The following is a 26751-nucleotide window of genomic DNA, read 5'->3' on the forward strand; positions in this document are numbered from 1 at the left end:
GACTAATACGTCAGTCAATTATATAGAAGCTGCCGTTGAGAGCAAGAGGTCAACTATGAGAACCATTCTGGTCGCCACGGCGATCGCATGCGCCATCGGTCTCGGATCATGCAGCGATGCGGGCGAGCCGACTAAGCCAACCGCACGGCAGGTCGGCATCGTCGTCGCCAGGCCTGAGCCGCTGGTCCGAGGTGGCGCGGTCACCGGCGAAGTCCGCGCCCGTGTCCAGACCGATCTGTCCTTCCGCGTCAGCGGCAAGATCGTCGAGCGGCTGGTGGAAGTCGGACAGTCCGTGAAGGCGGGGCAGCTCCTCGCGCGGATCGATCCGGAAGAGCAGAGGGCCGATCTGGATGTGGCGGCTGCCAACCTTCAGTCGGCTGAGGCGCAGCAAACCCAGGCGCAGCTCGCATACGACCGCCAGCAGAGCCTGTTTCGAACGCAGGTGACGACGCGTGCGGCACTCGATCAGGCGCAGGAGGCGCTCCTGACCGCGCAGGCATCGACGAAGTCAGCGCAAGCGCTGTTGGAGACCGCTCAGGACACTCTGTCCTACACCGAGCTGAAGGCGGACGCCGACGGAATGATCACCGCCCGCAATGCCGAGGTCGGGCAAGTGGCGCAGGCCGCCCAGGTCGTGTTCACGCTTGCCCATGACGGCGACCGGGATGCCGTCTTTGAAGTGGTCGAGAGCGCGTTCCTGCGCCCGATCGACGGCGACGGGACCGTGACCCTTCTGGCGAACTCCTCGCAGAAGATTACGGCGAAGGTTCGCGAGATTTCGCCGACGATCGATCCCTCCACCGGAACCATTAAGGTCAAGGTCGCGATATCGAGCGACGCTCCGATCCCCCTCGGCGCTCCCGTCGTCGGAAGATTCAATTATGTCTCGCAGGACGTCATCCAGCTTCCCTGGTCCGCCATGACATCCAAGGACGGCAAGCCGGCCGTCTGGATTGTCGATCCCGCATCATCTGCGGTTTCGGCAAGGGCGGTGGATGTCTCCGGCTACGAGACCGGCAGCTTCATCGTCAAGTCAGGTGTGTCTGAAGGAGAGGTCGTGGTGGCCGACGGAACCAAGTTCCTCAGGCCGGGTGAAATCGTGTCTTATGTCAAGGAAGCTTCCAAGTGATTATTCGTCCCAAGATAGTCGCACTGATGATGGCTACGGCCCTGATCTCCTCCTGTACGCCGCAGGAGGAAAGCAAGGAGGAAGCCCCTCGTCCCGTGCTGTCGATGACAGCCAAGCCAACGTCGTCTTCGAGCTTGAGCCTGACCGGCACGATCGAACCGACGATCGAGACTGAACTCGGCTTCCGGATTCTCGGGCGGATGATCGCCCGCAACGTCAATGTCGGCGATCTCGTTAAGAAGGATGATGTCGTTGCCGCCATCGATCCGCTGGCGTTGGAGCTTGCCGTGCGCAACGCGCAGTCGGACGTAGAGAACAGCGACGCCCAGCTCAGGAACGCGGTGACCACAGAACAGCGCCAGCGCACGTTGCTGGAGTCGCGCTCAGGCACCGAAGCCTCGCTCGAAGAGGCCGAACAGGCAAGGCGGACGGCCGCGGCCGCCGTCGCCAAGGCGCAGGCCAATCTCGACAAGGCCACGGAGCAACTCGGCTACGCGCAGCTTCGGGCGGAATTCGACGGGGTGGTGACCGCGACCTCGGCCGAGGTCGGACAGGTGGTGTCGGCCGGCCAGACGGTCGTGACCATCGCACGGCCGGACAAGCGCGATGCCGTGGTCGACGTGCCCCAGGCAGCCGCCCAGAAACTGAAGATCGGCGCGCCCTTCGAGGTGACGCTGCAGCTCGATCCGACCATCCGCACGTCCGGGATCGTGCGTGAAATAGCACCGGAGGCGGAGACGTCCACCCGCACGAGCAGGACCAAGATCGCACTGAGCGATCCCCCCGCCACCTTCCGGCTGGGCTCCGTCATATCCGCCTCGGCAACCATTGCAGCCGATTCGCAGATCGTCCTGCCTTCCTCTGCAATCCTTGTCGGCAGCGACGGCCCGAGCGTCTGGATCGTCGATGCGCCAGCCAGGAAGGTATCGCTTCGCCGCGTGAAGATCGACGGTGACATCGAAGATGGCGGCACCGCCCGCGTCAGCGAAGGGATCGCCCCCGGAGAAAGGGTGGTCGTGGCAGGCGTGCATAAACTTGAAGATGGCCAGACCATCAGGATCGACCAGGAGATCAGCCAGTGAAGTCCTTCAATCTTTCCGACTGGGCGCTCGAACACCGTTCGCTCGTCTGGTACTTCATGATCGTCTTCATTCTCGCCGGCGCCTTCTCCTACGTGAAGCTCGGCCGCGAGGAAGACCCGAACTTCACGATCAAGACGATGGTGATCACCGCCCAGTGGCCCGGCGCCTCCGCCGAAGAGGTGACGCGGCAGGTGACCGACAGGATCGAGAAAAAGCTTCAGGAACTGGAATCGCTTGATTACACCAAGAGCGAGACCGTTGCGGGCCAGACGACCGTCTTTGTCGAGCTGTTGCCGACGACCAAGGCGAAGGATGTTGCGCCGACCTGGCTGCGCATCCGCAACATGATTGCCGACATCAAGGGCGATTTCCCCACCGGGGTCGTCGGTCCTTTCTTCAACGATCGCTTCGGCGACGTCTTCGGAAACATCTACGCCTTCACCAGCGACGGGCTTACTCAGCGCCAACTTCGTGATCTCGTGGAAGATGCCCGTTCCAAGGTTCTGACCGTGCCCAACGTTGGCAAGGTCGATGTGGTCGGCGCCCAGGACGAGGCGATCTATCTCGAATTCTCCACACGCCAGATCGCCGCACTCGGGATCGACCAACAGTCGGTCATTCAGACCCTGCAGGCGCAGAATGCCGTCACGCAGTCCGGCTTCGTTGACGCCGGGCCGGAGCGCATCGCCTTGCGGGTCAGCGGACAGTTTACGTCCGAGGACAGCCTGAGATCGATCAATCTTCGGATCAACGACCGCTTCTTTCCGCTGAGCGATGTCGCCACGATCAAACGCGGCTACGTGGATCCGCCCTCGTCGCTGTTCCGGTTCAACGGCCAGCCGGCGATCGGGCTTGCGATCGGCATGAAGCAGGGCGCCAATCTTCTGGAGTTCGGCGAGGGGCTCGACGCGCAGATGAAACGTGTCGTCGCTGACCTTCCGATCGGCGTGGACGTCCACCGCGTTTCCGATCAGCCGGCCGTCGTCGACGAAGCGGTGTCGGGATTTACCCGCGCGCTCTTCGAAGCGATCGTCATCGTCCTGATTATCAGCTTCATCAGCCTTGGTCTTCGCGCCGGCATGGTGGTGGCGATCTCCATTCCGCTCGTCCTGGCGATCACCTTCGTGGTGATGGAATATTCCGGCATTTCGCTTCAGCGCATCTCGCTTGGCGCACTCATCATCGCGCTCGGGCTGCTTGTCGACGATGCCATGATCGCCGTCGAGATGATGGTGGCCCGCCTGGAGGCGGGCGACGATCTCAGGAAGGCCGCCACCCACGTTTATACATCGACCGCCTTTCCGATGCTGACGGGGACGCTCGTCACCGTTGCCGGTTTCATCCCGGTCGGTCTCAACAACAGTGCTGCCGGTGAGTTCACCTTCACGCTTTTCGTGGTCATCGCAGTTTCGCTGATCGTTTCCTGGGTGGTGGCGGTGCTGTTCACGCCGCTTCTCGGCGTCACGATCCTGCCGAAGACGATGAAATCGCATCACGAGAAGAAGGGCCGCTTCGCCTCGGTCTTCTCCCGGCTCCTGGGGCTGGCGATGCGCTGGCGCTGGGTCACCATCATCCTCACGGTCGGTGTCTTTGCACTTTCGATCGGCGGCATGGGGCTGGTGCAGCAACAGTTCTTCCCCAACTCGGACAGAACCGAGCTGGTCATCGACTGGAATCTCCCCAACAACAGTTCGATCGCCGAAACCAACAGGCAGATGGCCAAGTTCGAAAAGGAGATGCTGGCCGATAACAAGGATGTCGACCATTGGACGACCTATGTCGGCCAGGGTGCGCCACGCTTCATCTTGTCCTTTGACGTGCAGACGCCCGACGTGTCGTTCGGGCAGACGATCATCGTCACCAAAGGGCTCGACGTGCGCGACAAGGTGCGGGCGGAACTGCAGGACTATCTGACGAAAACCTTCCCCGGCACCGACGCCTTCGTCAAGCTTCTCGACATCGGCCCGCCGGTGGGCAAGCCGGTCCAGTACCGGATCAGCGGTCCCGATGTTCAAAAGGTCCGCGACCTCTCGCAGCAGTTCGCCGGCGTCATGGGATCGCACCCGCTTCTGGCGAACATGGTCCTGGACTGGAATGAGCCGTCCCGCGTGGTGAAGGTCGATGTCCTGCAGGACAAGGCGCGCCAGCTCGGCGTATCCTCCGAAGACATCGCCACTGCCCTCAACGGCATCGTCGAAGGCTCGACGGCCACCCAGGTTCGAGACGACATCTACCTGGTCAACGTCATCGGCCGCGCCAGGGCAGCCGAGCGCGATTCCATCCAGACGCTTGAGAATCTGCAGCTCTCCACCTCCAACGGCAAGGTCGTGCCGCTGTCTGCCGTGGCGAATTTCCGCTACGAGCTCGAGCAGCCGACGATCTGGCGTCGCGACAGGCAACCCACCATAACGGTCAAGGCGGCCGTCGTCGGTCCGACGCAACCCGCCACGATCGTCGAACAGCTCAAGCCGAAGGTCGAAGAATTCCAGAAAAACCTTCCCGTAGGATACAAGGTGGAAGTGGGCGGCGCGGTCGAATCCAGTGCAGATGCCCAGGGGCCGATCGCGGCAGTCGCTCCGCTGATGCTGTTTGTGATGGCGACGATCCTGATGATCCAGCTGCAGAGCTTCAGCCGCCTCTTCCTGGTGTTCGCGGTTGCGCCGACCGCCCTGATCGGCGTCGTCGCAGCACTGCTGCTCAGCAACGCACCCATGGGCTTCGTCGCGATCCTCGGCGTGCTTGCGCTCATCGGCATTCTGATCCGCAACTCCGTCATCCTGGTCGTTCAGATCGAGCACCTACGCAGCGAAGGAATGGCGCCCTGGCAGGCGGTCATCGAGGCCACTGAACACCGCATGCGGCCGATCATGCTGACGGCCGCGGCGGCCACGCTGGCGCTGATCCCGATCTCGCGCGAGATCTTCTGGGGGCCGATGGCCTACGCCATGATGGGCGGCATCGTCGTCGGAACCGCGCTCACCCTGCTGTTCCTGCCTGCGCTCTACGTCGCGTGGTTCAGGATTCCAAGGGATGAAGGCGTTCAGGCCGGAGCCGCGGCTGCAGAGGTATGACGCAGTCTTCGACGGCCATCGCCCACGGCCGCCGCGGCGGCCGCTGCAACACGGGCCGCGATAATATGTGTGGGGTGGCGCAGGCGATGCCATCCCACGCGGGAAGGAACGACATACCGTATGACGAGATTGGCTGATCCATGCGCCCGAGAGCCTTGATTCCAGGGGAAATTTATCGATGACGGAATGGTATTCTCCGGAACCCTCGAAGGCAGATCACCGAGAGCTCCTGAAGACCGGGCCGGCCATCGTTGCCGCGATCGGCCTGGCTATGCTTGCAGGCTGTGCGACGAGGCCATCGCCGGACGTATTGAAGCCAGTTCATCTGAGTCAACTGACTCATGCCGAAGAGGCTCCGGTCAGCGTGAACGTTCTCGTGGCGACCAATAGAACCCCCGATAGCATACGGGGCGGGTTCGGCAGCGCATGGGCCGACAAGCTCACCTATGAGCAGTATGGGTTTTCGGTCCCTCCCGGCCGGAAGGACACCGCGATCACATATCCGACCGAGAGGCCGGATCCCGAACGCCAATTTGCCGTTATCGGGCGCAAGCAGCTTGCAAAGGATGCCTTCGTGGAGGAGGTGCTCCGCTCTACGCAGAACGAGGGCACCGTCGGCATCTTTGTCCACGGCTACAACTATAGCTATCAGGAAGCGCTGTTTCGCACCGCGCAGATCGCTGCGGACGCTAACATTCCGGGTTCTCCGATTCTGTTTTCGTGGCCTTCCGCCGCAGCCGTCGCCGGCTATGTCGCCGACCGCGATGCGGCGCTCTCGTCGCGCAGCGACCTCGACTCGCTTGTCACGTCGCTCTCGGCTTCAGGAAGGGTGAAACGCATCATCCTTTTCGGACACAGCATGGGCGGATTCCTGGTCATGGAAACGGTGCGCCAGCTCAAACTGCAGCATCGCGACGACGTCATCGGCAAACTGGCGGTGATCCTTGCCGCCCCTGACATCGACATCGATGTTTTCCGGTCCCAGCTGAACGATATCGGGCGAATGCCGGCCCCGATATCTCTTCTCGTGTCGAAGGACGACAGTGCGCTGGTGGCTTCGAGCTTCATCGCGGGTGAGCGGGCGCGCGTCGGACGCCTCGATATCGACGATCCCGTCATCAGAGATGCCGCCTTGAAGGAAAGGCTTCGGGTCATCGACATCACGTCGATCCGGGCGTCCGACGGGCTGGGGCATGACCGCTACGCGTCGCTTGCCAAGTTCGGCGCGCAGCTTGCATCCTTCGAAAGCGGGAAGCGGTCGAGCGCCGGCGACGTTGGCGCCTATGTCTTCGATGCCGCCGGTGCCGCAGTCGCAAGTCCGTTTCGTCTGGCTGGACGTGTCGTCGGATCGAACTGACTAGAATTCGTGTACCGGGCGAGCCCCATGGCTAATCCTGAGGCACCGCCAAGAGATGTGTACAATGTGACTATTAAATTGTCAGCTGCACAAATGAAGAGCAAACTTCCGCCTGTGGCCGATTTGGCCTCAAGGACATGGGAGGGCATTCATGAGCGTACAAAATCCGTCTCCCTCGTTATACAACGAGGACCTTGCACCCGCCGAGGAGCGCAAATGGGGTGCATTCAGCATTTTCAACGTCTGGACATCAGACGTCCACAGCCTGTGGGGCTACTATCTGGCGGCGAGCCTGTTCCTGCTGTGCGGCAGCTTCGTCAATTTCATCATTGCCATCGGCCTCGGATCTCTGGTCATCTTCTGCCTGATGAGCCTGGTCGGCAATGCCGGCGTGCGCACCGGCGTCCCCTTTCCGGTTCTGGCGCGCGCCTCCTTCGGCACGTTCGGGGCGAACGTGCCGGCGCTCGTCCGAGCGGTGGTCGCCTGCTTCTGGTACGGGGCACAGACCGCCGCCGCATCCGGCGCCATCGTTGCCTTGCTGATCCGCAACGACAGCCTGCTCGCCTTTCACCAGAACAGTCACTTTCTCGGTCATTCAACCCTCGAGGTCATCTGCTACGTCATCGTCTGGGCGCTGCAGCTGCTGATCATTCAGCGCGGGATGGAAACGGTTCGCAAGTTCCAGGATTGGGCCGGTCCGGCCGTCTGGATCATGATGCTGGTGCTCTCGGTTTATCTGGTCGTCAAGTCCGGCACCTTCTCATTCGGGTCCGAAATCCCGCGCGACGTGCTGATCGAAAAGACCAAGGATGCGGGCGTGCCGGGTGAGCCTGGTTCGATTGCAGCGCTAGCTGCCGTGGCCGCCACCTGGATCACCTATTTCGCAGCACTTTACCTGAATTTCTGCGATTTTTCGCGCTACGCAACGAATGAAAAGGCGCTCAGGAAAGGCAACCTCTGGGGGCTTCCGATCAACCTGCTGGCGTTCTGCCTCGTCGCAGGCGTGACGACCACCGCTGCCTTCACCGTCTACGGAGAGGTGCTGCTGCATCCGGAAATGATATCGGCGAAATTCGACAGCTGGTTCCTGGCGCTGCTGGCCGCGCTAACATTCGCGATCGCAACGCTCGGCATCAACGTCGTGGCGAATTTCGTGTCGCCGGCCTTCGACTTTGCCAATGTTTTCCCGCGCCAGATCAATTTCAAGCGCGGGGGATATATCGCCGCATTGATCGCTCTTGTGCTTTACCCGTTTGCTCCCTGGGAGACGGGTGCGGCGCATTTCGTCAATTTTATCGGATCGACGATGGGGCCGATCTTCGGCATCATGATGGTGGACTATTATCTCATCCGGAAGAGCCAGCTGAACGTCGAAGCGCTCTATCATGAGAATGGCGAGTTCCGGTTCCAGAACGGATGGCACGGCAATGCCTTCATCGCATTTGTGGTGGGCGCGCTGTTCTCCTCAATCCTGCCGACCCTCACCACCATCCTGCCGGACTGGTGGGGCACCTACGGCTGGTTCTTCGGCGTCGCCATCGGCGGGGCGATCTATTTCGTGTTGAGAATGGGCGCGCGGCGCAATCCGGCCTTCGCGTCCTGAGCAAATGAAAGCCGCCCGGCAATTGCCGGGCGGCTTTCATGTCGGATTTCCTGCTGTCGCCTGTTTCAGCGGCGAGCGGCAACCGTTTGCAGGGCTCTGCACGAGCTGGAAGGCGCCGCCCGCCGCCTGACCACGACGAAGACGGCTGGTCGGACCCCGCACCGATGCGGATGATGCATGTTTTACGAAATAGCATTATGATCGGCTGAGCGCCTGACGGGCGGAGGGGCTGCTGCGGATATATGATCCGTGCAGGAATGAGAGGACGGCAGGATTTGGAACGGCTGAAGGATCTGGACAGTATTCTCGCGCGAGAAGGCGGCGGTTCCACATCGCCTCCCTATGAACGGCCTGGCGTCGTGGCTGCCGCCGTTTACCAGCACGGGCAACGCATTCGCGACATCAGGATAGAGGAGGCCGGCGAATGGCGGAGCCGTGAGAATGCGATCGTCTGGATCGGCCTGCACGAGCCGGATGAGGTGCTGCTGAGCCAAGTCCAGGCGCAGTTCAATCTCCATCCGCTGGCGATCGAGGATGCAGCGCAGCCCCACCAGCGTCCGAAGCTGGAGATCTACGGGGAGGCGATGTTCATCGTCGCCCGGACCGCGCACATGAAGGACGGCGAAATCATCTTCGGCGAAACGCACCTGTTCGTCGGTCGCGGTTATGTCGTCTCCGTTCGTCACGGCGACTCGTCCTCCTATCTGGCGGTGCGGCAGCGATGCGAGGCGACGCCGGCGGCCCTTGCCCACGGCGAGAACTACATCCTCTATTCCATCCTCGATTTCATCGTCGACAACTACATGCCTGTCATCGAGGTCGTGCAGGACGAGGTCGAAAATATCGAGGATCTGGTGCTGCGCGAACAGTTGACAAAGTCCGATATCGAGCGGCTTTACCTGTTGAGGCGCAGGCTGCTGCGGCTGCGCAACGCCGTGGTGCCGCTTGTCGACGTCTGCCGGCGATACGAGCACACGGATCTTCCCGGCATGGATCCGACGCTGCAATCGCTGTTTCGCGATGTCACGGACCATGTGCGCCGCGTTCAGGAAGATATCGACGCGCTGCGCGAGGTGCTGGCCTTCGCCTTCGAGGCGAGCGTGATGATCGGCCAGTCGGAGCAGACGGCGATTGCCCGCAAGCTCGCCGCCTGGGCGGCGATCCTTGCCGTCCCCACCGCGATCGCCGGCATCTACGGGATGAATTTCAGCGATATGCCGGAGCTGAAAACCCGATATGGCTATTTCGTCGTGCTTGGTGTCATAGCCATCTTGTGCCTTGGCCTTTTCGGCTTCTTCCGACGGAGGAAATGGCTGTAGGGGTGGGCATGCGGCAGTCGGGACATTCGAGTTGGCAAAGGTGCGTCAGCACAGGGCCTTCAGCAGCCGATCCCGATGGCTTCGAACATACTGCATATCGCTGAGATACTGCCGGGCGTCTCCTCTCGCCACATGCTCCACGAATGTCTCATCTCCGGCCGCTGCACTTGGCAAAATGTAGTCGACGAGCGCCTGAAGCCGTCGGCAGATCATCTCGGGGAGTTGGAGCCGTTCTTGCATCGTCGCCCCATATGCCGTGCAGAAAATCTCCGCCCGCTGCAGCTGTTCGTCTAGGCCGAAGGTCACATCAGGATTGGCAGGATCGGAGAGCGGCGCCCAGCGGTAAACCGAATAGGCCAGATCCCATAGGCGGGGTGCGGGATGGGCGGTGTCGAAATCGATGATCCCGACAGCCTCATGACCGGCTGTGGCGATATTGTAGGGTGCATAATCTCCGTGGCATATGATCTCGTACGGTTCCTGCGGCGGCAGCATCCATGCCTGGACCTCGCGATCCGATTCCAGAAACCCATGAGATGCCGAATGAAATTCGCGCAGTAGCTTGGCTGCGGAAAGCAGCATGCGCTCCGACCCGACAAACTGGTCGCTCAAGTCTTCGCAGACGCGCCCGGCAACATAACTGACGACTTCCTGGTTCCCGGTTATTTCAATGGGATGAGGCGCTCCCGGAAAGCCTCTGCTTCTCAGATGGCGCAAAAACCGGTGCACCGTCGGCGTCCATGCGCCGGACGGCCTGATCACGGTGTCGCCGTCACGCCAGATCTGCCCGGTTCGTCCGCCCTCCAACGGTTTCATTTTCCGGTCTCCAGACGTCCTCTATGCGGATTTCAGCTTGTCGATGTGGGCCTGAACCGTCGCGCCAAGGTTTGTCTCATGGCAGTTCCGGTAGAACGCCACCACGTCGGAAGGCATTCCCTCGGGGATGGCGACGAAGTCTTCAAGCCGCAGGCCGCTTGAACCGCCGAGTTGCGGCTCCGCCAATTGGCTCTCGCTCAAACTGCCGACACGATCGGCCAGGGCTTGGAAATAGGCGAGGTTGTCATGCACCGCCGAAGGAGAGTGCGTCCGGCCGTGCGCCGGGATGACCAGTCTTGCATTGAGGTCACGTATCCGCTCGAGCGAGGAACGGATCAAGCGCAGGTCGCCTGCATTTTTGCTCCAGACTTCGGGGATGGGGTATTCCACCGCGTCGACGGCCAGGCAGATGCGAAGTTCGGGAATCCATACGGCGACATGGTCGGGCGTATGTCCCGGCGTATGAATGAGCTCCAGCGTCAGATCGCCGCCGTTGACGGTCATCGAGCCGGAGAACGTGATGTCGGGACCGATGAGGTCGACGTCCCGAAACCTCGACTCCTGGCTCGCCTTGTCTCTCAGGACTTCCCGCGCGGAAGGGTCGCGTAAACGGTCGAGCGCGGCGGCATGCGCGATAATCGGAGCGCGCCGCGCAATGGCGGCATTCCCCCAGAAATGATCCCAATCCATGTGCGAATTGATGACGATCAGCGGACGAGCGTTTATCTGTTCCCCGAGCATGCCCAGCGCCGTCAGGCACAGCTCGGGCGTTCCGAGCGTATCGATCAGCACATTGAACCTTTCGGTCCGGATAAACACGCCATCAACCTCGTCGCCCGCCCTGACGATCACGATTCGATCATCGAGTTCGGGATATGAACATAATTCCACCGATGGGTTCACGTCTGGCTGCCTCTATTGCAATCGCAGTGATTTCATTCGGACACATCAAGTCTCGTTCGGGCGCTGATCTTTCAAAACGGAGCGGGGCCCTCCGTTAGCAGCCAAATGGGTCATCGTCTCAGACAGCCCGAGACTATTCACTTATATCGCGAACCTTCAAGGTCCGTCCGCGCAGTTCAAGGCTTTTCAGGTGCATGTCGAGCGCCTCCCATCGGTCCCGCGCCGGTGCGGCCGGCGATGCCTGGCGCCACCTGAATTGAAACTTTCGGTGGAACAACGTCCGGCAACAGAAGTTTGCCTTCAAACCAAACTCGAGCGGCGGCCGATGTCATTCTCTCCAAACCAGGGTGTGTTGAGCACCCCACCCCGGATCTATTATGTCAATCCACTCCTTCTTCAGGGTATCGATGCATGGCGCGAGGTTTTCGACCATGCTGCGGAAACCGGTTTCGACCGTGTGCTGACAGCACCGCTCTTTGATCGGGGCGGGGCGCGCAGCATTTTTTCCTTCCAGGATGTGAATCGACTCGATCCTCAACTGTCGCTCGGAAGTGCAGTCGAGGATGGGGTGGGTCGCATGGTGGAGGCCGCCCGCAGGAGCGGCGTCACCCTGATGATGGACCTGATGCTCGACGGCAAAGCCCTGGATACCAAGGCAGGCTTTCGCCCTGTCGACCCAAGACGCTCACCACTGGATCCAGCAGGGCCGATGACTGAGATGGACGCGGAGTCTCAATCCCGGCTGTTGGAAGAATGGGCCGAACGGCTGCGGGGGCTGGCCGGTCTCGGCCTCTGCGGCTACCGCGCGCTCGGGATTGATCGCATTGCGCCGGCGGCGTTCAAATCGCTGATTTCCGCCGTGCGCGAGAAGGCGGACGCGCAATTCCTCGCCTGGACGCCGGGCACTGATTTTGGGGCGAGGAGCGCGGTCCAGAATACAGGCTTCGATGGATGTTTTTCATCTATGGCTTGGTGGGATTTCGACGAGAGATGGTTCATCGAAGAACACCGGGTTCAGAAGCCGCTCGGCTGGCAGATCGCTTTTCCGGAGCCGCCATTCGGCAGGCGGATCGCGCACGGAACCCAGAGCCGCGAAATCCTCGAACGACGGGCTATCAGGGCGCTGCGCCTTGCCGCCTCGCTCGGTGGCGGCCTGATGGTTCCGATGGGTTTCGAATATGGGGCCGCCACGCCGCTCGATCCGACCCATGGGAACGGGACGGGCTTGCGGGGGCTGCGCCATGATCTCCCTTTCGATATTTCTTCCGAAATTCGCCTTGCGAACAGCGAAATCGGCAAAGTCAGTTATGCGCCAGCCTCATCCCTGCGGCTCATCCGCAACGCCAACGGACCGGTCTCGGCGCTGCTGCAATCGGCGGCGGAAGACTTGCGCAGCGCCGAGAATGTGCGCTTCATCCTGCTCAACAGGGACCTGCGGAAAAGTGCGCCAGCTCCGCTAACGGCACTGCGCGAAGCGGCTTCCGGTTTTCTTCCGGTTGCAGCCGACGGCACCCCTCTGCGGCTGCGGGCAGGGGAAACCCTGGTGATCGAAGGCAGGGCGCCGGCGCCGATCACGTCCCGGCCTATGCTGGACATCGCGCAGGCGACGGCGTCGCCGCGGCTCGCCATTGAAAACATCATGCCGCGAGTCGATGACGGGCGCTTTCCCATCAAGCGAGTGGTCGGCGATGTCGTCAGTGTCGAGGCGGATATATTCGCGGACGGGCACGACCCGATCGCCGCGGTCCTGCTGTGGCGGCCGCTCGATGCGGCGGATTGGACCGAGACGGAGATGCAACTGGTCGAAAACGATCGCTGGCGCGCCGAATTCCTGCTGGAGCGCATCGGACGCTATGAGTTCGCTGTGGAGGCATGGAAGAACCCGTTTGCGATCTTTCGCTACGAACTGACGAAGAAGAGCGATGCGAGACTGGACCTGAAGCTTGAACTCCAGGAGGGGTTGAACCTGGTTCGTTCGGCTGCGACGCCTGCCGATGCAGCGCTCGGCGCCGACTTGAAGGTTCTCGTCAGCAGTCTCGAAAGCGCCTCGGATGCCGAGCGCACGGCGATCCTGCTCGATGCCCGAACATCGGAATTGATGAACAAGGCGGACAAGCGGCCGTTTCGGCTTCGCTCGACGGCAAGCGCCGTCGATGCCGAACGCAAGGCGGCTGCCTTTGCCAGCTGGTACCAGATCTTCCCGCGCTCGCAGAGCGGCGATCCGAACCGACATGGCACCTTCGACGACGTCATCCCGAGGTTGCACGCCATCCGTGACATGGGATTCGACGTGCTCTATTTCCCGCCGATTCATCCGATCGGTTCGACCAACCGGAAAGGCCGCAACAACAGCCTGAAAGCCGGGCCAGATGACCCCGGAAGCCCCTATGCCATCGGCTCCGAGGACGGCGGCCATGATGCCATCCATCCCGAGCTCGGCGATTTCGAGGACTTCCGCCAGCTGGTGGAGGAGGCAGGCCGGCACGGCCTGGAGATTGCTCTCGACCTCGCGATCCAGGCGTCGCCGGATCACCCATGGCTGAAGGAGCATCCCGGCTGGTTCGACTGGCGTCCCGACGGAACGATCAAATATGCCGAGAACCCGCCGAAGAAATACGAGGACATCGTCAACGTCGATTTTTATACAAAAGATGCGTTGCCCTCCCTGTGGGTGGAGCTCAGGGATATCGTCCAGCTTTGGGTGGACCAGGGCGTCAAGCTGTTTCGCGTCGACAATCCGCACACCAAGCCCTTTCCGTTCTGGGAGTGGCTGATCGGCGATATCAGGGCGCGTCACCCCGATGTGATCTTCCTGTCGGAAGCTTTCACCAAGCCGAAAGTCATGTACCGGCTGGCAAAGATCGGCTTCTCTCAGTCCTATACCTACTTCACCTGGCGCAATGCCAAGTGGGAGCTCGAGCAATATATGCGGGAACTCACGGAGACAGCGCCGAAGGAATTCTTCCGCCCGCATTTCTTCGTCAACACCCATGATATCAATCCGGATTTCCTGCAGAACGCGCCACGTTCCGCCTTCCTGATACGGGCGGCGTTGGCCGCCACGCTGTCTGGGCTTTGGGGCGTCTATAACGGTTTCGAACTTTGCGAGGGGCGTCCCGATGCCAAGCGCAAGGAATATGCCGACAGCGAGAAGTATGAGATCCGCGCCTGGGACTACGACCGCCCGGGCAATATCATCGCCGAGATCAGGATGCTCAACCGCATCCGGAACGAAAATCTTGCCCTGCATTCCCATCTCGGGCTGACACTGCTGAACGCCTGGAACGACAACATCCTGTTCTTCGAAAAGGCGAGCCGCGCCCGCGACAATGTCTTGTTGATCGCCATCAGTCTCGATCCGCACAACTTCCAGGAAAGCGACGTCGAGCTGCCGCTCTGGAAGTGGTCGCTCGGAGACGGTGGAGCGCTCGACGCCGAGGATCTGGTCGCTGGGCATCGGTTCAGATGGAATGGCAAATGGCAGAGAGTGAGGTTCAACCCTCAGATCCTGCCCTTTGCGATCTGGCGCGTTCGCGCAGCGGAGGCATGAATGGACACGTTGAATCCCGACGGTATGAACCAGCCGCTCTGGTACAAAGACGCGATCATCTATCAGCTGCACATCAAGTCGTTCTACGACGCCAATGGTGACGGGGTAGGCGATTTCGCCGGCTTGCACCAGAAGCTCGATCACATCGCAGCCCTTGGCGTCAACGCCATTTGGCTGCTGCCGTTCTTTCCCTCGCCGCGCCGAGACGACGGTTACGACATCGCCGACTACGGCAATGTCAGCCCCGACTACGGGACAATGGAGGATTTCCGGGCGTTCGTCGACGCCGCCCATCTGCGCAATATTCGCGTCATCATCGAGCTCGTCATCAATCACACGTCCGACCAGCATCCCTGGTTCCAGCGCGCTCGCCACGCCCCGGTGGGGTCGCCGGAGCGCGAATTCTATGTCTGGTCGGACAGCGACCAAAAATTTCCTGAAACCCGCATCATCTTCCTCGACACCGAAAAATCCAACTGGACGTGGGATGCGGTTGCCGGCGCTTACTATTGGCACCGCTTCTATTCCCACCAGCCCGATCTCAATTTCGACAGCCCACTCGTTATGGAGGAACTGCTGAAGGTGATGCGCTTGTGGCTGGAAACCGGTATCGACGGGTTCCGTCTCGACGCGATTCCCTACCTTGTCGAACGCGAGGGAACGATCAACGAAAATCTTCCCGAGACCCACGCGATCCTCAAACGGATCCGCGCCGCTCTCGACGCCACTCATCCCGGCGTCATGCTGCTTGCAGAGGCCAATCAATGGCCGGAGGACACGCGCGAATATTTCGGTGAGGGCGACGAATGCCACATGGCCTTCCACTTCCCGCTAATGCCGCGCATGTATATGGCGATCGCCAAGGAAGACCGGTTCCCGATTACCGACATCCTGCGCCAGACGCCCGAAATCCCCGAGAATTGCCAATGGGCGATCTTCCTGCGCAATCACGACGAGCTGACCCTCGAAATGGTGACCGACGCCGAGCGGGACTATCTCTGGGAGACCTATGCATCCGACAAGCGCGCCCGCATTAACCTCGGCATCAGGCGGCGTCTGGCGCCGCTGATGGAACGCGACCGCCGGCGCATCGAACTGATGAACGCACTTCTGCTCTCGATGCCCGGAACGCCTGTCATCTATTACGGCGACGAGATCGGCATGGGCGACAACATCTATCTCGGCGACCGGGACGGGGTGCGGACGCCGATGCAATGGTCGCCGGACCGCAATGGCGGCTTCTCCCGCACGGACCCGGCTCGTCTCGTCCTCCCGTTGATTGCCGATCCGCTCTATGGTTACGAGGCAGTCAACGTCGAGGCCCAGAGCACCGATGCCCATTCGCTGCTCAATTGGACGCGAAAGATGCTGGCGCTGCGCGGCAGGCATCCGGCCTTCGGGCGCGGCTCGTTGCGGTTCCTCTCGCCTGAGAACCGAAAGATTCTCGCTTATCTCAGGGAATATGACGGCGAGACGCTGATGTGCGTCGCAAACCTTTCCCGGCTGCCTCAGGCGGTCGAGCTCGACCTCTCGGCTTTCGAGGGCCGTGTGCCGATCGAGCTGACCGGCATGTCGCCCTTTCCGCCGATCGGTCAGCTGACCTATCTCCTGACATTGCCGCCCTACGGCTTCTTCTGGTTCCAGCTGGAGGCCGATGCCGATCCGCCGGCATGGCGCACCGCGCCGCCCGAGCAATTGCCCGACCTCACGACGATGGTCATTCGCCGCGGCCTGCTCGATCTCGTCGATGAGCCGCGGCTGGGACGCGTCCTCAGCAACGAAATCCTGCCTGCTTACCTCGCCAGGCGCCGCTGGTTCGGGGCGAAGGACCAGCCGCTCCAGGCGGCGCGGCTGATCTCGGCAACGCCGATCCCCTTTGCTGATGGTGTCGTTCTCGGCGAATTGGAAGCGGTGCTGCCGGATCACACCGAATCCTATCAGCTGCCGCTCGCGATCGCCTGGGACGACGCGCAACCCTCTGCTTTGACGCAGCAGCTTGCTCTGGGGCGGGTTCGCCAGGGCAGGCGGGTCGGCTTCCTGACGGACGGGTTTGCCGTAGAGCCGATGGCGCGCGGGGTCCTGCGCGGGCTTGCCGACCGCTCCATCATCACCGGGCGTACCGGCACGCTGGAATTCCTTGGCACCGAGCGGCTCGACCGGCTTGATGTTACCGACGATATGCCGATCCATTGGCTTTCAGCCGAACAATCCAACAGTTCGATGATCGTCGGTGACGTCGCGATGATCAAGCTGATCAGGCATATTTTCCCCGGCGTCCATCCGGAGGTCGAGATGACGCGGTTTCTCACCCGCGCCGGCTACGACCACACCGCGCCGCTGCTTGGCGAGGTCGCGCACACTGATTCCAGCGGGCGTCGCTCGACTTTGATCATCGTTCAGGGAGCGATCCGCAACCAGGGCGACGCCTGGAACTGGATGTTGAGCAATTTGCGCCGTGCGGCAGACGAGCTCGTGCTGAATGACCCGGCGGTGGAACCAGGCGATGATGTCTTCCAGTCACTGATCAGCTTCGTTGCAATGGTGGGCCTGAGGCTCGGGGAATTGCATGTCGTCCTCTCGGGGGAGAACGCGGACGAGGCGTTCAGCCCTCTGATCGCCGGTGGCGGTGAGGTTGAGGCGATCAAGAAGGCGGTGGCGGGCGAAATCGCTTATGCGATGTCGAAGCTTGCCGAACGCGAGGAAAGTGCCGATCCCGCGGTCGATCTGCTCGCTCGCCCGCTTCTGGAGCGCCGCGCCGAACTCGTCGAGCTTGGCGCAAACCTGGCGGAGAGCACTCGCGGCATGTTGATGACGCGTACGCATGGCGATTTCCATCTAGGCCAGATTCTGGTCAGCGAAGGCGATGCCGTCATCATCGACTTCGAAGGCGAGCCCGCGAAAAATCTCGCCGAGCGCCGCGCCAAGACCGTTCCGCTCCGCGACGTCGCCGGGCTTTTAAGATCGTTGAACTATCTCGTCGCCACCGCGCAGCTCGACAATGATGCGGTTACCGAACACGAGAACGAGGTGCGACGGGACGCCATCGCCCGCTTCGGGCGCAGTGCCGAGGAGGCCTTTCTCGATGCCTATTGGCAGGCGGTCTCCGCATCGAAGACGCTCGCTATGCCGCCCGAGCAACGACGGAGGGTCCTCGATGCCTTTCTTCTCGAAAAGGCCGCCTATGAAATCGCCTATGAAGCGCGTAACCGGCCGAAGTGGCTGCCGATCCCGCTCGCCGGCCTTACCGAAATCGCATCGCGCTTAGCGGGGGTAACGGCATGAATGTTGAACGCATGGAACTTCTCGCAGGCATCGGACAGGATGCGCTTTGGGCTCTGATAGAGGGCTGCCACGGCGATCCCTTTTCGATCCTCGGTCCCCACGAAAGCGGCGGCATGACGATCGTGCGGGTGTACTTGCCCGGCGCGGAAGCGGTCGATCTGATCGACGCGACGAGCGGTCGTGAGGTGACGCCGTTCAGCATCGTCCACCCGTCCGGCCTGTTTGCGGCGGCCGCCGCTTCGAGGACGGGATACCGGCTGCGGATCACATGGCCGGATGCAGTCCAACTGACCGAGGACCCCTACAGCTTCGGTCTGCTGCTCGGGGAACTCGACCTCCATCTGATATCGGAGGGCACTCACTATAGTCTCAGCCGGACGCTCGGCGCGGTTGAGATGTCGATCGACGGTATATCAGGCGTTCGTTTCGCCGTGTGGGCTCCGAATGCGCGCCGCGTCTCGGTCGTCGGGGACTTCAACGCCTGGGATGGACGGCGAAACCCAATGCGGCTGAGACAGTCGGCAGGCGTCTGGGAGCTGTTTATCCCCCGGCTGGCTCCGGGTGAAAGATACAAGTTCGAGATCATCGATGCGCAGGGGACCTGCCTGCCGCAGAAAGCCGATCCGGTGGCGAGGGCGAGCGAGGCCGCCCCATCCACCGCCTCCATCGTCGCATCGTCGACGCCGTTTCGATGGAGTGATGAGGGATGGATGAAGAGCCGGTCCCGGCAAGACAGGCTGGAGGGCGCGCTCTCCGTCTATGAAGTGCATGCCGGCTCCTGGCTTCGCGACCAAAAGGGCGGCAACAGATCGCTCGACTGGGTCGAGCTCAGCCAGCGGCTCGTTCCCTATGCCAGCGATATGGGATTTACGCATATCGAGCTGCTGCCGATTATGGAGCATCCGTTCGGCGGGTCCTGGGGGTATCAGCCGCTTGGCCTCTTCGCTCCAACTGGCCGATATGGGACGCCTGAAGATCTCGCTTATTTCGTCGACCGCTGCCATGGCGCCGGGCTCGGCGTCATCCTCGACTGGGTGCCAGCCCATTTTCCCACAGACGTCTGGGGGCTTGCCCGCTTCGACGGCAGCGCGCTCTACGAGCACGAAGATCCGCGCGAGGGCTTTCACCGCGACTGGAACACGCTGATCTACAATCTCGGCCGCAAAGAGGTGAAAGGGTTCCTGATCGCCAGCGCGCTGGAATGGCTGGAGCGCTACCATATAGACGGTTTGCGGATCGACGCCGTGGCATCGATGCTCTACCGCGACTACAGCCGCAACGAGGGCGAATGGATTCCCAATCAATATGGCGGTCGCGAGAATCTGGAAGCGGTCGAATTCTTCAAGCACCTGAACAGCATCATTCACGAGCGCTGCCCGCATGCGATGACGATCGCCGAGGAATCGACGGCCTGGCCCGGCGTGACGAAGCCACCGGAGGAGGGGGGGCTGGGGTTCGACATCAAATGGAACATGGGCTGGATGCATGACAGCCTGAGCTACATCGAGAAGGATCCGGTATACCGGAGCTATCACCACGGCACGATGACCTTCGGCATGATCTATGCCTATTCCGAGCGCTTCATTCTGCCGATTTCACATGATGAGGTCGTCTACGGAAAGGGCTCGCTGCTGACGAAGATGCCGGGCGACGAATGGCAGAAATTCGCCAATCTGCGCAGCTATCTCGCCTTCATGTGGGGCCATCCCGGCAAGAAGCTCCTGTTCATGGGCAGCGAAGTCGCCCAGCCGGACGAGTGGAATCATGACGGCTCGGTGAGCTGGGATGTGCTGGACCGGCCTCAGCATGTGGGGATCCAGCGGCTAGTGAAGGATCTGAACGGCCTTTACGGGGACGAGCCGGCATTGCAGTTCGGTGACTTTCATCCCGAGGGTTTCGAATGGGCGGCAGCCGACGACGCCGTCAATTCCGTCCTCGGCATGCTCCGTTATGCGCCCGATCACGCTTCGACGGTCCTGGTCATGTCGAACTTCACGCCGGTGCCGCGTTACGGCTACAGGATCGGTGTGCCGAGAGACGGCGTGTGGGTCGAGCGGATGACCACGGATGCGCGGGAATATGGCGGCTCCGGCCTTGTCAATGGCGCGGTGTCGACTGAACCCGTGCCCGCCCACGGCAGGTCCGTCTCCCTGTCGCTGACGCTCCCGCCGCTGTCGACGATCTTTCTGCAAGGGCCGTCACCATAAGATTTTAGCCCTTGCATATTCATTCGGTGTGCGGAGCCGGATGAATGAAAGGCCAAGGGCTCGCCTCGGATCCCTTCTCGATGGGAACCTCGATGAGAACAGGTTCGTCGAGAGAGAGGGCTTTCTCGATCGCGTGTTTCAATTCTCCAGGGCTCGTCACCTTGAATGCTCGAATGCCGAAGCTCTCGCCAAGCGCGACAAAGTCGGGATTGGTCAGCTCCGAGCCAAGATAACGGCCTTTATACGCCTGCTTCTGGTCACGCAGTACGTTGCCATAAGCCGAATTGTTGAAGACGATGGCGATGACATTGATCTTATGCTGGACGGCGGTGGCAAGTTCCTGAACCCCGAACATGAAGCCGCCATCGCCGGAAACAGAAATAACGGCTTTGTCGGGATTGGCGACTTTCACGCCCAAGGCCGTGTTGAAGCCGAAACCCAGATTGTCCTGATAACCGCATGTCACGTACTGACGAGGGGCATAGACCGGGAATGCAAATCGGGCGGTAAAGCCCATCTGGCAGATTTCCTCGACGAAGAAGCCGTCCCTTGGCAGGGCTTGGCGAATGGCATCGAGATAGGCGAGCTGCGGCTGCACTGCCGAGAAGCGAGACCTTGCCTCTTCATTGCGTTCGGCAAATTCGCGCGTGCGATCCGTGCGGCTCGAACCTGCCAGGGCATCGAGAAGAGCCTGCGTTCCAGCTTTGGCATCGGCGACCACCGCAACGTTCGGCTTGAGACGTACCATCTCGGTCGGATCGATATCGATGCGGATCACCTTGAGATCCTTGGGAAGCCACTTCCATCGCATGAACTGCAATTCCAGCCGGCTGCCGATCCCGATCAGGAGGTCCGTCTTCCGCCAGTATTCATAGGCCGCGACGAAATTCAGGTAGTTGGGGTGGTCGTCGGCGACGATGCCCTTGCCGGAGCGATGGGACGTGACGGGCGACTGCAGCGATTCCGCAAGAGCAGCGACTTCCGCTCCGGCATCCACCGCGCCGCCACCAACCATGATCATCGGGTTGCTCGCACCTGAGATCAGTGCCGCCGCGGCAGCGACCTGATCAGGGTCGACGGCCGGATGAGGTGCTCTCGTGCCGACAGGCAGATCGGTTTCTGGGCCGAATTGCCCGAACACGTCCCATGGCGCTTCGACTGCTCCTGGACCCTGGCGGCCGGAGAGCACTTTAGCGACGACCCCGGCCGTGACAGGACCGGTTTCGGACTGGTGATTGATCCGCTCCGCCGTTTTCGTAATTCCGCGCATCGTCGCGAGCTGATCCGGCAGTTCGTGCAACTGTCCTCTGCCTTGACCGATCAGGTGGGACATGATGTTGCCGGTGATGCACAGGACCGGGGTATTGGCGCCGTAAGCGGTGCAGAGAGCCGCGCCGGAATTGAGGACGCCTGGGCCTGGAACGACAGTATAGGCGCCGATCTGGCCGGTGGACTTGGCATAGCCATAGGCCATGTAACCGGCGCCCTGCTCGTGCCGGGTGTGAATGAACCGGATTTTATCGCCGGCATCATAAAGGGCGTCGTTGAAATCATACATATGGGCGCCCGGGATGCCGAAGACCGTGTCGATCCCATGGGCGACAAGCGAACGGGTGATCGCCTGGCCGGTCGTTTCTTTCCTGCTCATTCGGAGCCTCCAATGCTGCGTTCGGTTACGATCTCAGGCAGCCTTCGGCCCGGAGCGCCGCGACGATTGCGCCGGCATCGGCCGGCTGCATGCCGGCAAGGTTCATGCGCCCGGAATCTGCCATGTAGATGCCGTGGTTTGCCCTGAGCGCGACCGCCGTTTCCTTGCGCATGGAGAGATTGGAAAACAGCCCGCGTTGCCGGCTGATGAAGGCCAGCTCGGGAGAGGCAGCGGCCAGCGCCGCGCGATTGCCGTTGACGCGCTCGCACATTTCTCCGAGTTCGGTGCGCCACATTGCCGTCATTTCGGGGCTTTCGAGAATGGTCCTGACGACGACCGCCCCATGATCCGGCGGCATGGACCAGTTGACACGGGCGAGGGCCGCCATATTGCTTTCGGCCTGTGCAACGTCGTCGGCATTGCGGGCCACGACATAGAGCGCGCCGACGCGCTCGCGATAGAGACCGAAGTTCTTGTCGCAGGAATAGGCGATCAGCGCTTCCTCGACCGCATCGAGGATCATGCGGGTGGGCGCGGCATCCAGTTCGAGACCGTCGCCCAGCCCCTGATAGGCAAGATCGATGAACGGCACCAGCCTGTGCGCAACGAGGAGACCGGTAATCTCTCGCCACTGCTCCATGGTGAAATCGATACCCGTGGGATTATGGCAGCAACCATGAAGCAGCACGACGTCGCCCGCGTTGGCGGAAGACAAGGTGTCCACCACGCTTTCGAATTTCACATGCTGCGACACCAGGTCAACGAAAGCGTACTCCTTTAGCGGCAAGCGCGCCGAGCTGAAGATCGGTGCGTGATTGGGCCAGCTCGGCGTCCCCAAGAGAACCTTCGCCGATGGATTTGCCGTTTGGATGAGTTCTGCGCCGAGTCGGAGCGCGCCGCTTCCACCCGGCGTCTGAATGCCGGCGAGGCGGTCGGCGATTTTCGGGGAGTTTCCGAAGATGATGGGCTCAAGCAGGCGCACGAATTGCAGGTCGCCTTCGGGGCCCAGATATTTCTTGCTGTCCTGAGTCTCAAGAAGAAGCCGCTCCGCCGCCTTGACGGCACGCATGACGGGCGTGCGTCCCATGGCGTCGCGATAAACGCCGACGCCGAGGTCTATCTTTCCGGAGCGCTCGTCCGCCTGAAAGGCCTTGATGAGTGCAAGCAGGCTGTCGGCCGGCCGGTTCTTCAGTTCCTCAAACACAGGTCCACCTCTTTTTTGATGTCATTGGCCGGAGATTAGCGGAACTTTCGCGACGAATTTCTGCGATTATCTCCTTTTATAGTCGCGTCGGTGCAGACAATCGGCGAATTGCGGGTATATTACGCAGAAATTCCCCTTATATGAGAGGCAGGCCATGCTCGACCAGTTCGATATCAAATTGCTTGCCGCCCTCCAGCAAAACAGCGAGGTGACGCAGGGCGAGCTGTCCCAGAAGGTCAACCTGTCCGCCACTCAATGCGCACGTCGTTTGGAAAGACTGCGCAAGGAGCAATATATCCAGAGCGTTGTCGCCATCATCAATCCGGTGAAGCTGGGTTTCACCGTCGTTGCGCATACGCTTGTCAGCCTGCGCGCGCATACGGAAGGCGGAAACGAGCGGCTCCATCGTTTCATCGAGACCGCGCCGGAGATCCTGGAATGCTATTCGCAGACCGGTGACGCCGACTTTCTGATGAAGGTCATGACGCGCGACCTCGACCATCTCAGCCAGTTTCTCGAAAGAATGATCCGGGTCACCGATAATCTGGCATCGGTCAAATCGAGCATCGTCCTCAAGACCATCAAAAAGACGACCGCTTTGCCGCTGCAGATCGTGACGTGAGAGCGACCGCTGTCACCTGAGATAATGGATATGTGGACGCGAATGATGGGGCGAGGCTTCGATGCGGGCCTCGACGGAGAAGACGTCGCGCAGAAGGTCTTCGCTCAACACCTCCTGCGGCGTGCCGGAGGCGACAATCCTGCCCTGCTGCATGATAACAAGCTCGTCGCAGAACATGGCTGCATGGTTGAGATCATGCAGGGCGACGATGCTGGTGATCGGCAGGCCGGAGACGAGCCGCATCAGGCCGATCTGGTGCTGGATGTCGAGATGGTTTGTGGGTTCGTCGAGGATCAGCTCCTGCGGCGACTGGGCGAGCGCCTTGGCGAAATGGGTCCGCTGCTTTTCTCCGCCCGACAGGCTCTGCCAGCGTTCGTCGCGTTTTTCGGTCATGCCGGCGCGCGTGAGCGCGGCCTCGACCGCCTCTTCGTCAGCCCTCGTCCAGCCCGAGAACATCGATCGGTGCGGGAAACGGCCGAGCTTGACGACGTCGACGACCTTCAGATTGACGTTCGTCGTCGCGTGCTGCTCGACGAATGCGATGCGTCGTGCGATCGACCCGCGGCTGATCGTACAGATATCGCTCCGGTCGAGCGTGACTCGGCCCGAATGCGGTCGCTTCAGGCCGGCCAGAAGCCGCAGCAGCGAGGTCTTGCCCGAGCCGTTTGGCCCGAGCAGGCCGAGCATCCGGCCGGGCTGCGCCTCCATGGAAACGCCGTCCAGAATGGTCTTCCTGCCAATTTTCCAGGTGAGGTTGTCGGCCTTGATGCTCATGACGCGCGCTGGAACCGGTAGAGGATGATCGAGAAGAAGGGGACGCCCACCAAGGCCGTGACGACGCCGATCGGCAGGATCTGGTTCGGAATGAGGGCGCGCGCGGCAATGTCGGCGAGCACCATGAAGATCGCCCCTGTTATGGCGCAGGCCGGCAGCAGACGGACATGCAGCGGCCCGACGACAAAGCGGGCGACATGCGGCACGACGAGGCCGACGAAGCCGATCGACCCCACCATGCTGACGATCGTCGCCGTCATCATTGCCGTCAGCGCGAAGAGCACCATCCGCGCGCGGCCGACATTGACGCCGAGCGAGGATGCCGCCTCGTCGCCGAAGGCGAAGGCGTCGAGCACGCGGGCGTAAAACAGGCAGCCGACGAGGCCGATGCCGACGACGATCGAGGCCAGCGCGAATTCCGGCCAGCGCACGCCGCCGAAGCTGCCGAGCAGCCAGAACATGACGTCGCGGGCCTGCTGCGCATTGGCCGAGGTGGTGACGATATAGGACGTGGTGGCGTTGAAAAGCTGCGAAGCGGCGACACCGGCAAGGATGGTGCGATCCGCTCCGCCGCGCGTGCCGTTCGACAGCAGGGCGACGAAGAAGAAGGCTGCGAAGGCACCGGCAAACGCGCCGGCGGAAAGTGAGACCGCGCCGGCGCCGATCCCTAGGATGACGATCGCGACGGCGCCGGAGGAGGCGCCGGCGGAGATGCCAAGAACATAAGGTTCGGCAAGTGGATTGCGCAGCAGCGACTGCATGATCGCGCCCGACAGCGCAAGGCCCGTGCCGCAGAAGGCGGCGACGAGCGCGCGGCTCAGGCGATAGTCCCAGATCACCGTCTCATGGATGCGGTTCAGCTCGACCGCGGTCCAGCCTAGCCGGTTGGTGACGGCCGAAAAGGTGGTCGCGAGCGGGATCGGCAGATCGCCGATCCCGACGCTGACGCCGATGGCGACCGCGATGAGGCAGACGGAGGCCGAGAGCAGTGCCGTGACCACTCCCAGCTGCCGAAAGAGGCGGCCCGCGTCCGTCACTTCAACAGACCGAGGGCTTTCAGCTGCTCGGCCACCTGCTCGGCGCCGTAGACCGTGCGGACGGTCGGGTTCATCGCCTGGCCGTCCATGATCACGATCGCCTTGTTTTTGACCGCAGGGATCTGGCTGACGGCCGGATCGGTGTTCAGGAAATTGATCTTCGCCTCCGGCTTGTCGAGCTCCCAGCGGTTGCGGTCGAGACCGGCGACGACAATGACGTCGGGATTGGAGGCGATGATGCCTTCCCAGCCGAGCGTCGGCCATTCCGCTTCCGCTGATATCGCATTGTGTCCGCCGAGCAGGTCGGCGATGAAGCCGGACGCGCTGTTCTTGCCGCCGAGATAAGCGTCAGCCGACGGGCTGGGGCTGGAGAACCAGAAGACGTAGGAAAGGTTCTTGCCCTCCTTCGAAACGCTGGAGCGAAGCGTGGCTTCGCGCGCCTTGAAGTCGGCGATCAGCGCCTGGCCACGATCGGCGACGTCGAAAATCTCAGAGAGTTCGTCGATCTCCTTGTAGAGAAGATCCATGTTCCACAGCTCGGCGCGGCTGCCATACTGGTCCTTGACGTCCTTGGTGCTGAGGCAGGTGCTGGGCGAGAGATAGGTGGCGACGCCCACCTTGTCGAAATCTTCGCGCTTGGCGACCTTGCTGTTCGGCCCGACCAGGCTCGGCAGAGCCACTGCGACGAAATCAGGATTTTCGGCGAGCATCGATTCGAAGGTCGGCATCTCGACGGTCAGAAGCTTGACCTTGGCATTGGCTTCTGCGAGCTGCGGCAGAACCTTGCTCGGCCAGAAGGCGGTGCCGGCCATCTTGTCCTCGAGGCCGAGCAGCAGCAGGATTTCAGCGCTGTTCTGGCCGAGGCCGATCGCCCGTTCGGGCGCCTTCTCGAACGTCACCTGCGCACCGCAGTTTTCCAGGGTCAGCGGGTAGGTCGTCGAACCGGCCAAAGACGGATTTGCGGTAAGGCCGATCATGGTTGAGAGGCCGCAGGCGGCCAGAAGTGGTTTGAGGTTAGTCACGAAAGAAATCCCGGTGCGTGTACATATGCGGCCGGGGTATAGCCACAGGAGTGGGACTAAAACAAGAGAGGAAAGATCAACTTATAGCGAAAACTGACAACGCTGCGCAGGTAGCGGGATGGCGA

Annotated in this window: 18 protein-coding genes; 11 read left to right on the forward strand and 7 right to left on the reverse strand. The window is 61.5% G+C overall.

The genetic code is table 11. The features are described 5' to 3' along the window. Nucleotides 1-55 precede the first annotated feature (55 nt). From N2A41_RS26670 to N2A41_RS26700, 7 genes are all read left to right on the forward strand, one after another. Nucleotides 56-1129, forward strand: a complete 1074-nt coding sequence (locus tag N2A41_RS26670) for an efflux RND transporter periplasmic adaptor subunit (protein ID WP_170279654.1) — start codon at nt 56-58, stop codon at nt 1127-1129. Further along, entirely contained in the window at nt 1126-2211 is a 1086-nt protein-coding gene (locus tag N2A41_RS26675) for an efflux RND transporter periplasmic adaptor subunit (RefSeq protein ID WP_162116333.1), read from the forward strand. The genes N2A41_RS26670 and N2A41_RS26675 overlap by 4 nt, the downstream gene beginning before the upstream one ends. Further along, nucleotides 2208-5282, forward strand: coding sequence for an efflux RND transporter permease subunit (locus N2A41_RS26680; protein WP_260111247.1), 3075 nt, complete (start codon nt 2208-2210; stop codon nt 5280-5282). Before N2A41_RS26675 ends, N2A41_RS26680 begins: the two co-directional genes overlap by 4 nt. 271 nt (nt 5283-5553) lie before the next feature. Next, nucleotides 5554-6639, forward strand: coding sequence for an alpha/beta hydrolase (locus N2A41_RS26685; RefSeq protein WP_260111448.1), 1086 nt, complete (start codon nt 5554-5556; stop codon nt 6637-6639). Nucleotides 6640-6790: 151 nt separating this feature from the next. Continuing rightward, nucleotides 6791-8242, forward strand: a complete 1452-nt coding sequence (locus N2A41_RS26690) for an NCS1 family nucleobase:cation symporter-1 (RefSeq protein ID WP_260111248.1) — start codon at nt 6791-6793, stop codon at nt 8240-8242. A gap of 38 nt (nt 8243-8280) precedes the next feature. After that, nucleotides 8281-8451 carry a hypothetical protein gene (locus N2A41_RS26695; RefSeq protein WP_260111249.1) on the forward strand — a complete coding sequence of 57 codons (171 nt, stop codon included), beginning with the start codon at nt 8281-8283 and terminating at the stop codon, nt 8449-8451. Between the two features lie 66 nt (nt 8452-8517). After that, nucleotides 8518-9561 (forward strand): magnesium and cobalt transport protein CorA, encoded by a 1044-nt coding sequence (locus tag N2A41_RS26700; RefSeq protein ID WP_260111250.1) that lies wholly within the window; start codon nt 8518-8520, stop codon nt 9559-9561. Nucleotides 9562-9606: 45 nt separating this feature from the next. On the opposite strand, the gene N2A41_RS26705 is transcribed toward N2A41_RS26700, so the two are convergent. Both N2A41_RS26705 and N2A41_RS26710 read right to left on the reverse strand, forming a co-directional pair. After that, entirely contained in the window at nt 9607-10377 is a 771-nt protein-coding gene (locus tag N2A41_RS26705) for a phosphotransferase enzyme family protein (protein ID WP_260111251.1), read from the reverse strand. A 21-nt stretch (nt 10378-10398) separates the two neighbouring features. Further along, the gene (locus tag N2A41_RS26710; protein WP_162116339.1) at nt 10399-11280 is read right to left on the reverse strand and encodes an MBL fold metallo-hydrolase; all 882 of its coding nucleotides are present in this window, start codon (nt 11278-11280) and stop codon (nt 10399-10401) included. A gap of 325 nt (nt 11281-11605) precedes the next feature. Between N2A41_RS26710 and N2A41_RS26715 the strand changes: the two genes are divergently transcribed. Genes N2A41_RS26715 through glgB form a run of 3 tightly spaced genes read left to right on the forward strand, consistent with a single transcriptional unit; the run spans nt 11606 to nt 20319 of the window. Then, nucleotides 11606-14830 carry an alpha-1,4-glucan--maltose-1-phosphate maltosyltransferase gene (locus N2A41_RS26715; protein WP_260111252.1) on the forward strand — a complete coding sequence of 1075 codons (3225 nt, stop codon included), beginning with the start codon at nt 11606-11608 and terminating at the stop codon, nt 14828-14830. After that, entirely contained in the window at nt 14831-18112 is a 3282-nt protein-coding gene (gene treS, locus N2A41_RS26720; RefSeq protein ID WP_222350911.1) for a maltose alpha-D-glucosyltransferase, read from the forward strand. After that, nucleotides 18109-20319, forward strand: a complete 2211-nt coding sequence (gene glgB / locus N2A41_RS26725; RefSeq protein ID WP_260111253.1) for a 1,4-alpha-glucan branching protein GlgB — start codon at nt 18109-18111, stop codon at nt 20317-20319. Before treS ends, glgB begins: the two co-directional genes overlap by 4 nt. A gap of 19 nt (nt 20320-20338) precedes the next feature. Here the strand turns inward: glgB and N2A41_RS26730 are convergent, their stop codons facing one another. Then, nucleotides 20339-21967 carry a thiamine pyrophosphate-dependent enzyme gene (locus N2A41_RS26730; RefSeq protein WP_260111254.1) on the reverse strand — a complete coding sequence of 543 codons (1629 nt, stop codon included), beginning with the start codon at nt 21965-21967 and terminating at the stop codon, nt 20339-20341. A 25-nt stretch (nt 21968-21992) separates the two neighbouring features. Beyond that, entirely contained in the window at nt 21993-23171 is a 1179-nt protein-coding gene (locus N2A41_RS26735) for an amino acid aminotransferase (protein ID WP_260111255.1), read from the reverse strand. A 154-nt stretch (nt 23172-23325) separates the two neighbouring features. Here N2A41_RS26735 and N2A41_RS26740 point away from each other — a divergent pair, with 154 nt between their 5' ends. Beyond that, the gene (locus tag N2A41_RS26740) at nt 23326-23793 is read left to right on the forward strand and encodes an Lrp/AsnC family transcriptional regulator (protein WP_260111256.1); all 468 of its coding nucleotides are present in this window, start codon (nt 23326-23328) and stop codon (nt 23791-23793) included. 12 nt (nt 23794-23805) lie between these two features. On the opposite strand, the gene N2A41_RS26745 is transcribed toward N2A41_RS26740, so the two are convergent. Genes N2A41_RS26745 through N2A41_RS26755 form a run of 3 tightly spaced genes read right to left on the reverse strand, consistent with a single transcriptional unit; the run spans nt 23806 to nt 26626 of the window. Beyond that, nucleotides 23806-24567 carry an ABC transporter ATP-binding protein gene (locus N2A41_RS26745; protein ID WP_260111257.1) on the reverse strand — a complete coding sequence of 254 codons (762 nt, stop codon included), beginning with the start codon at nt 24565-24567 and terminating at the stop codon, nt 23806-23808. Next, nucleotides 24564-25604, reverse strand: coding sequence for a FecCD family ABC transporter permease (locus N2A41_RS26750; RefSeq protein WP_162116346.1), 1041 nt, complete (start codon nt 25602-25604; stop codon nt 24564-24566). Before N2A41_RS26750 ends, N2A41_RS26745 begins: the two co-directional genes overlap by 4 nt. Further along, nucleotides 25601-26626, reverse strand: a complete 1026-nt coding sequence (locus tag N2A41_RS26755; RefSeq protein WP_222350918.1) for an ABC transporter substrate-binding protein — start codon at nt 26624-26626, stop codon at nt 25601-25603. The genes N2A41_RS26750 and N2A41_RS26755 overlap by 4 nt, the downstream gene beginning before the upstream one ends. Nucleotides 26627-26751: the final 125 nt, after the last annotated feature.

This window comes from Rhizobium sp. SRDI969 (genome assembly GCF_025152725.1).
GTDB lineage: Bacteria > Pseudomonadota > Alphaproteobacteria > Rhizobiales > Rhizobiaceae > Rhizobium > Rhizobium leguminosarum_I.

Excerpts from the sequence above, each read along its gene's own strand:
- N2A41_RS26670 (WP_170279654.1), top strand. The coding sequence starts at position 56 with ATGAGAACCATTCTGGTCGCCACGGCGATCGCATGCGCCATCGGTCTC.
- N2A41_RS26685 (WP_260111448.1), top strand. The coding sequence starts at position 5,554 with ATGCTTGCAGGCTGTGCGACGAGGCCATCGCCGGACGTATTGAAGCCA.
- N2A41_RS26690 (WP_260111248.1), top strand. The coding sequence starts at position 6,791 with ATGAGCGTACAAAATCCGTCTCCCTCGTTATACAACGAGGACCTTGCA.
- N2A41_RS26695 (WP_260111249.1), top strand. The coding sequence starts at position 8,281 with ATGTCGGATTTCCTGCTGTCGCCTGTTTCAGCGGCGAGCGGCAACCGT.
- N2A41_RS26705 (WP_260111251.1), bottom strand. The coding sequence starts at position 10,377 with ATGAAACCGTTGGAGGGCGGACGAACCGGGCAGATCTGGCGTGACGGC.
- N2A41_RS26715 (WP_260111252.1), top strand. The coding sequence starts at position 11,606 with ATGTCATTCTCTCCAAACCAGGGTGTGTTGAGCACCCCACCCCGGATC.
- treS (WP_222350911.1), top strand. The coding sequence starts at position 14,831 with ATGGACACGTTGAATCCCGACGGTATGAACCAGCCGCTCTGGTACAAA.
- glgB (WP_260111253.1), top strand. The coding sequence starts at position 18,109 with ATGAATGTTGAACGCATGGAACTTCTCGCAGGCATCGGACAGGATGCG.
- N2A41_RS26730 (WP_260111254.1), bottom strand. The coding sequence starts at position 21,967 with ATGAGCAGGAAAGAAACGACCGGCCAGGCGATCACCCGTTCGCTTGTC.
- N2A41_RS26740 (WP_260111256.1), top strand. The coding sequence starts at position 23,326 with ATGCTCGACCAGTTCGATATCAAATTGCTTGCCGCCCTCCAGCAAAAC.
- N2A41_RS26745 (WP_260111257.1), bottom strand. The coding sequence starts at position 24,567 with ATGAGCATCAAGGCCGACAACCTCACCTGGAAAATTGGCAGGAAGACC.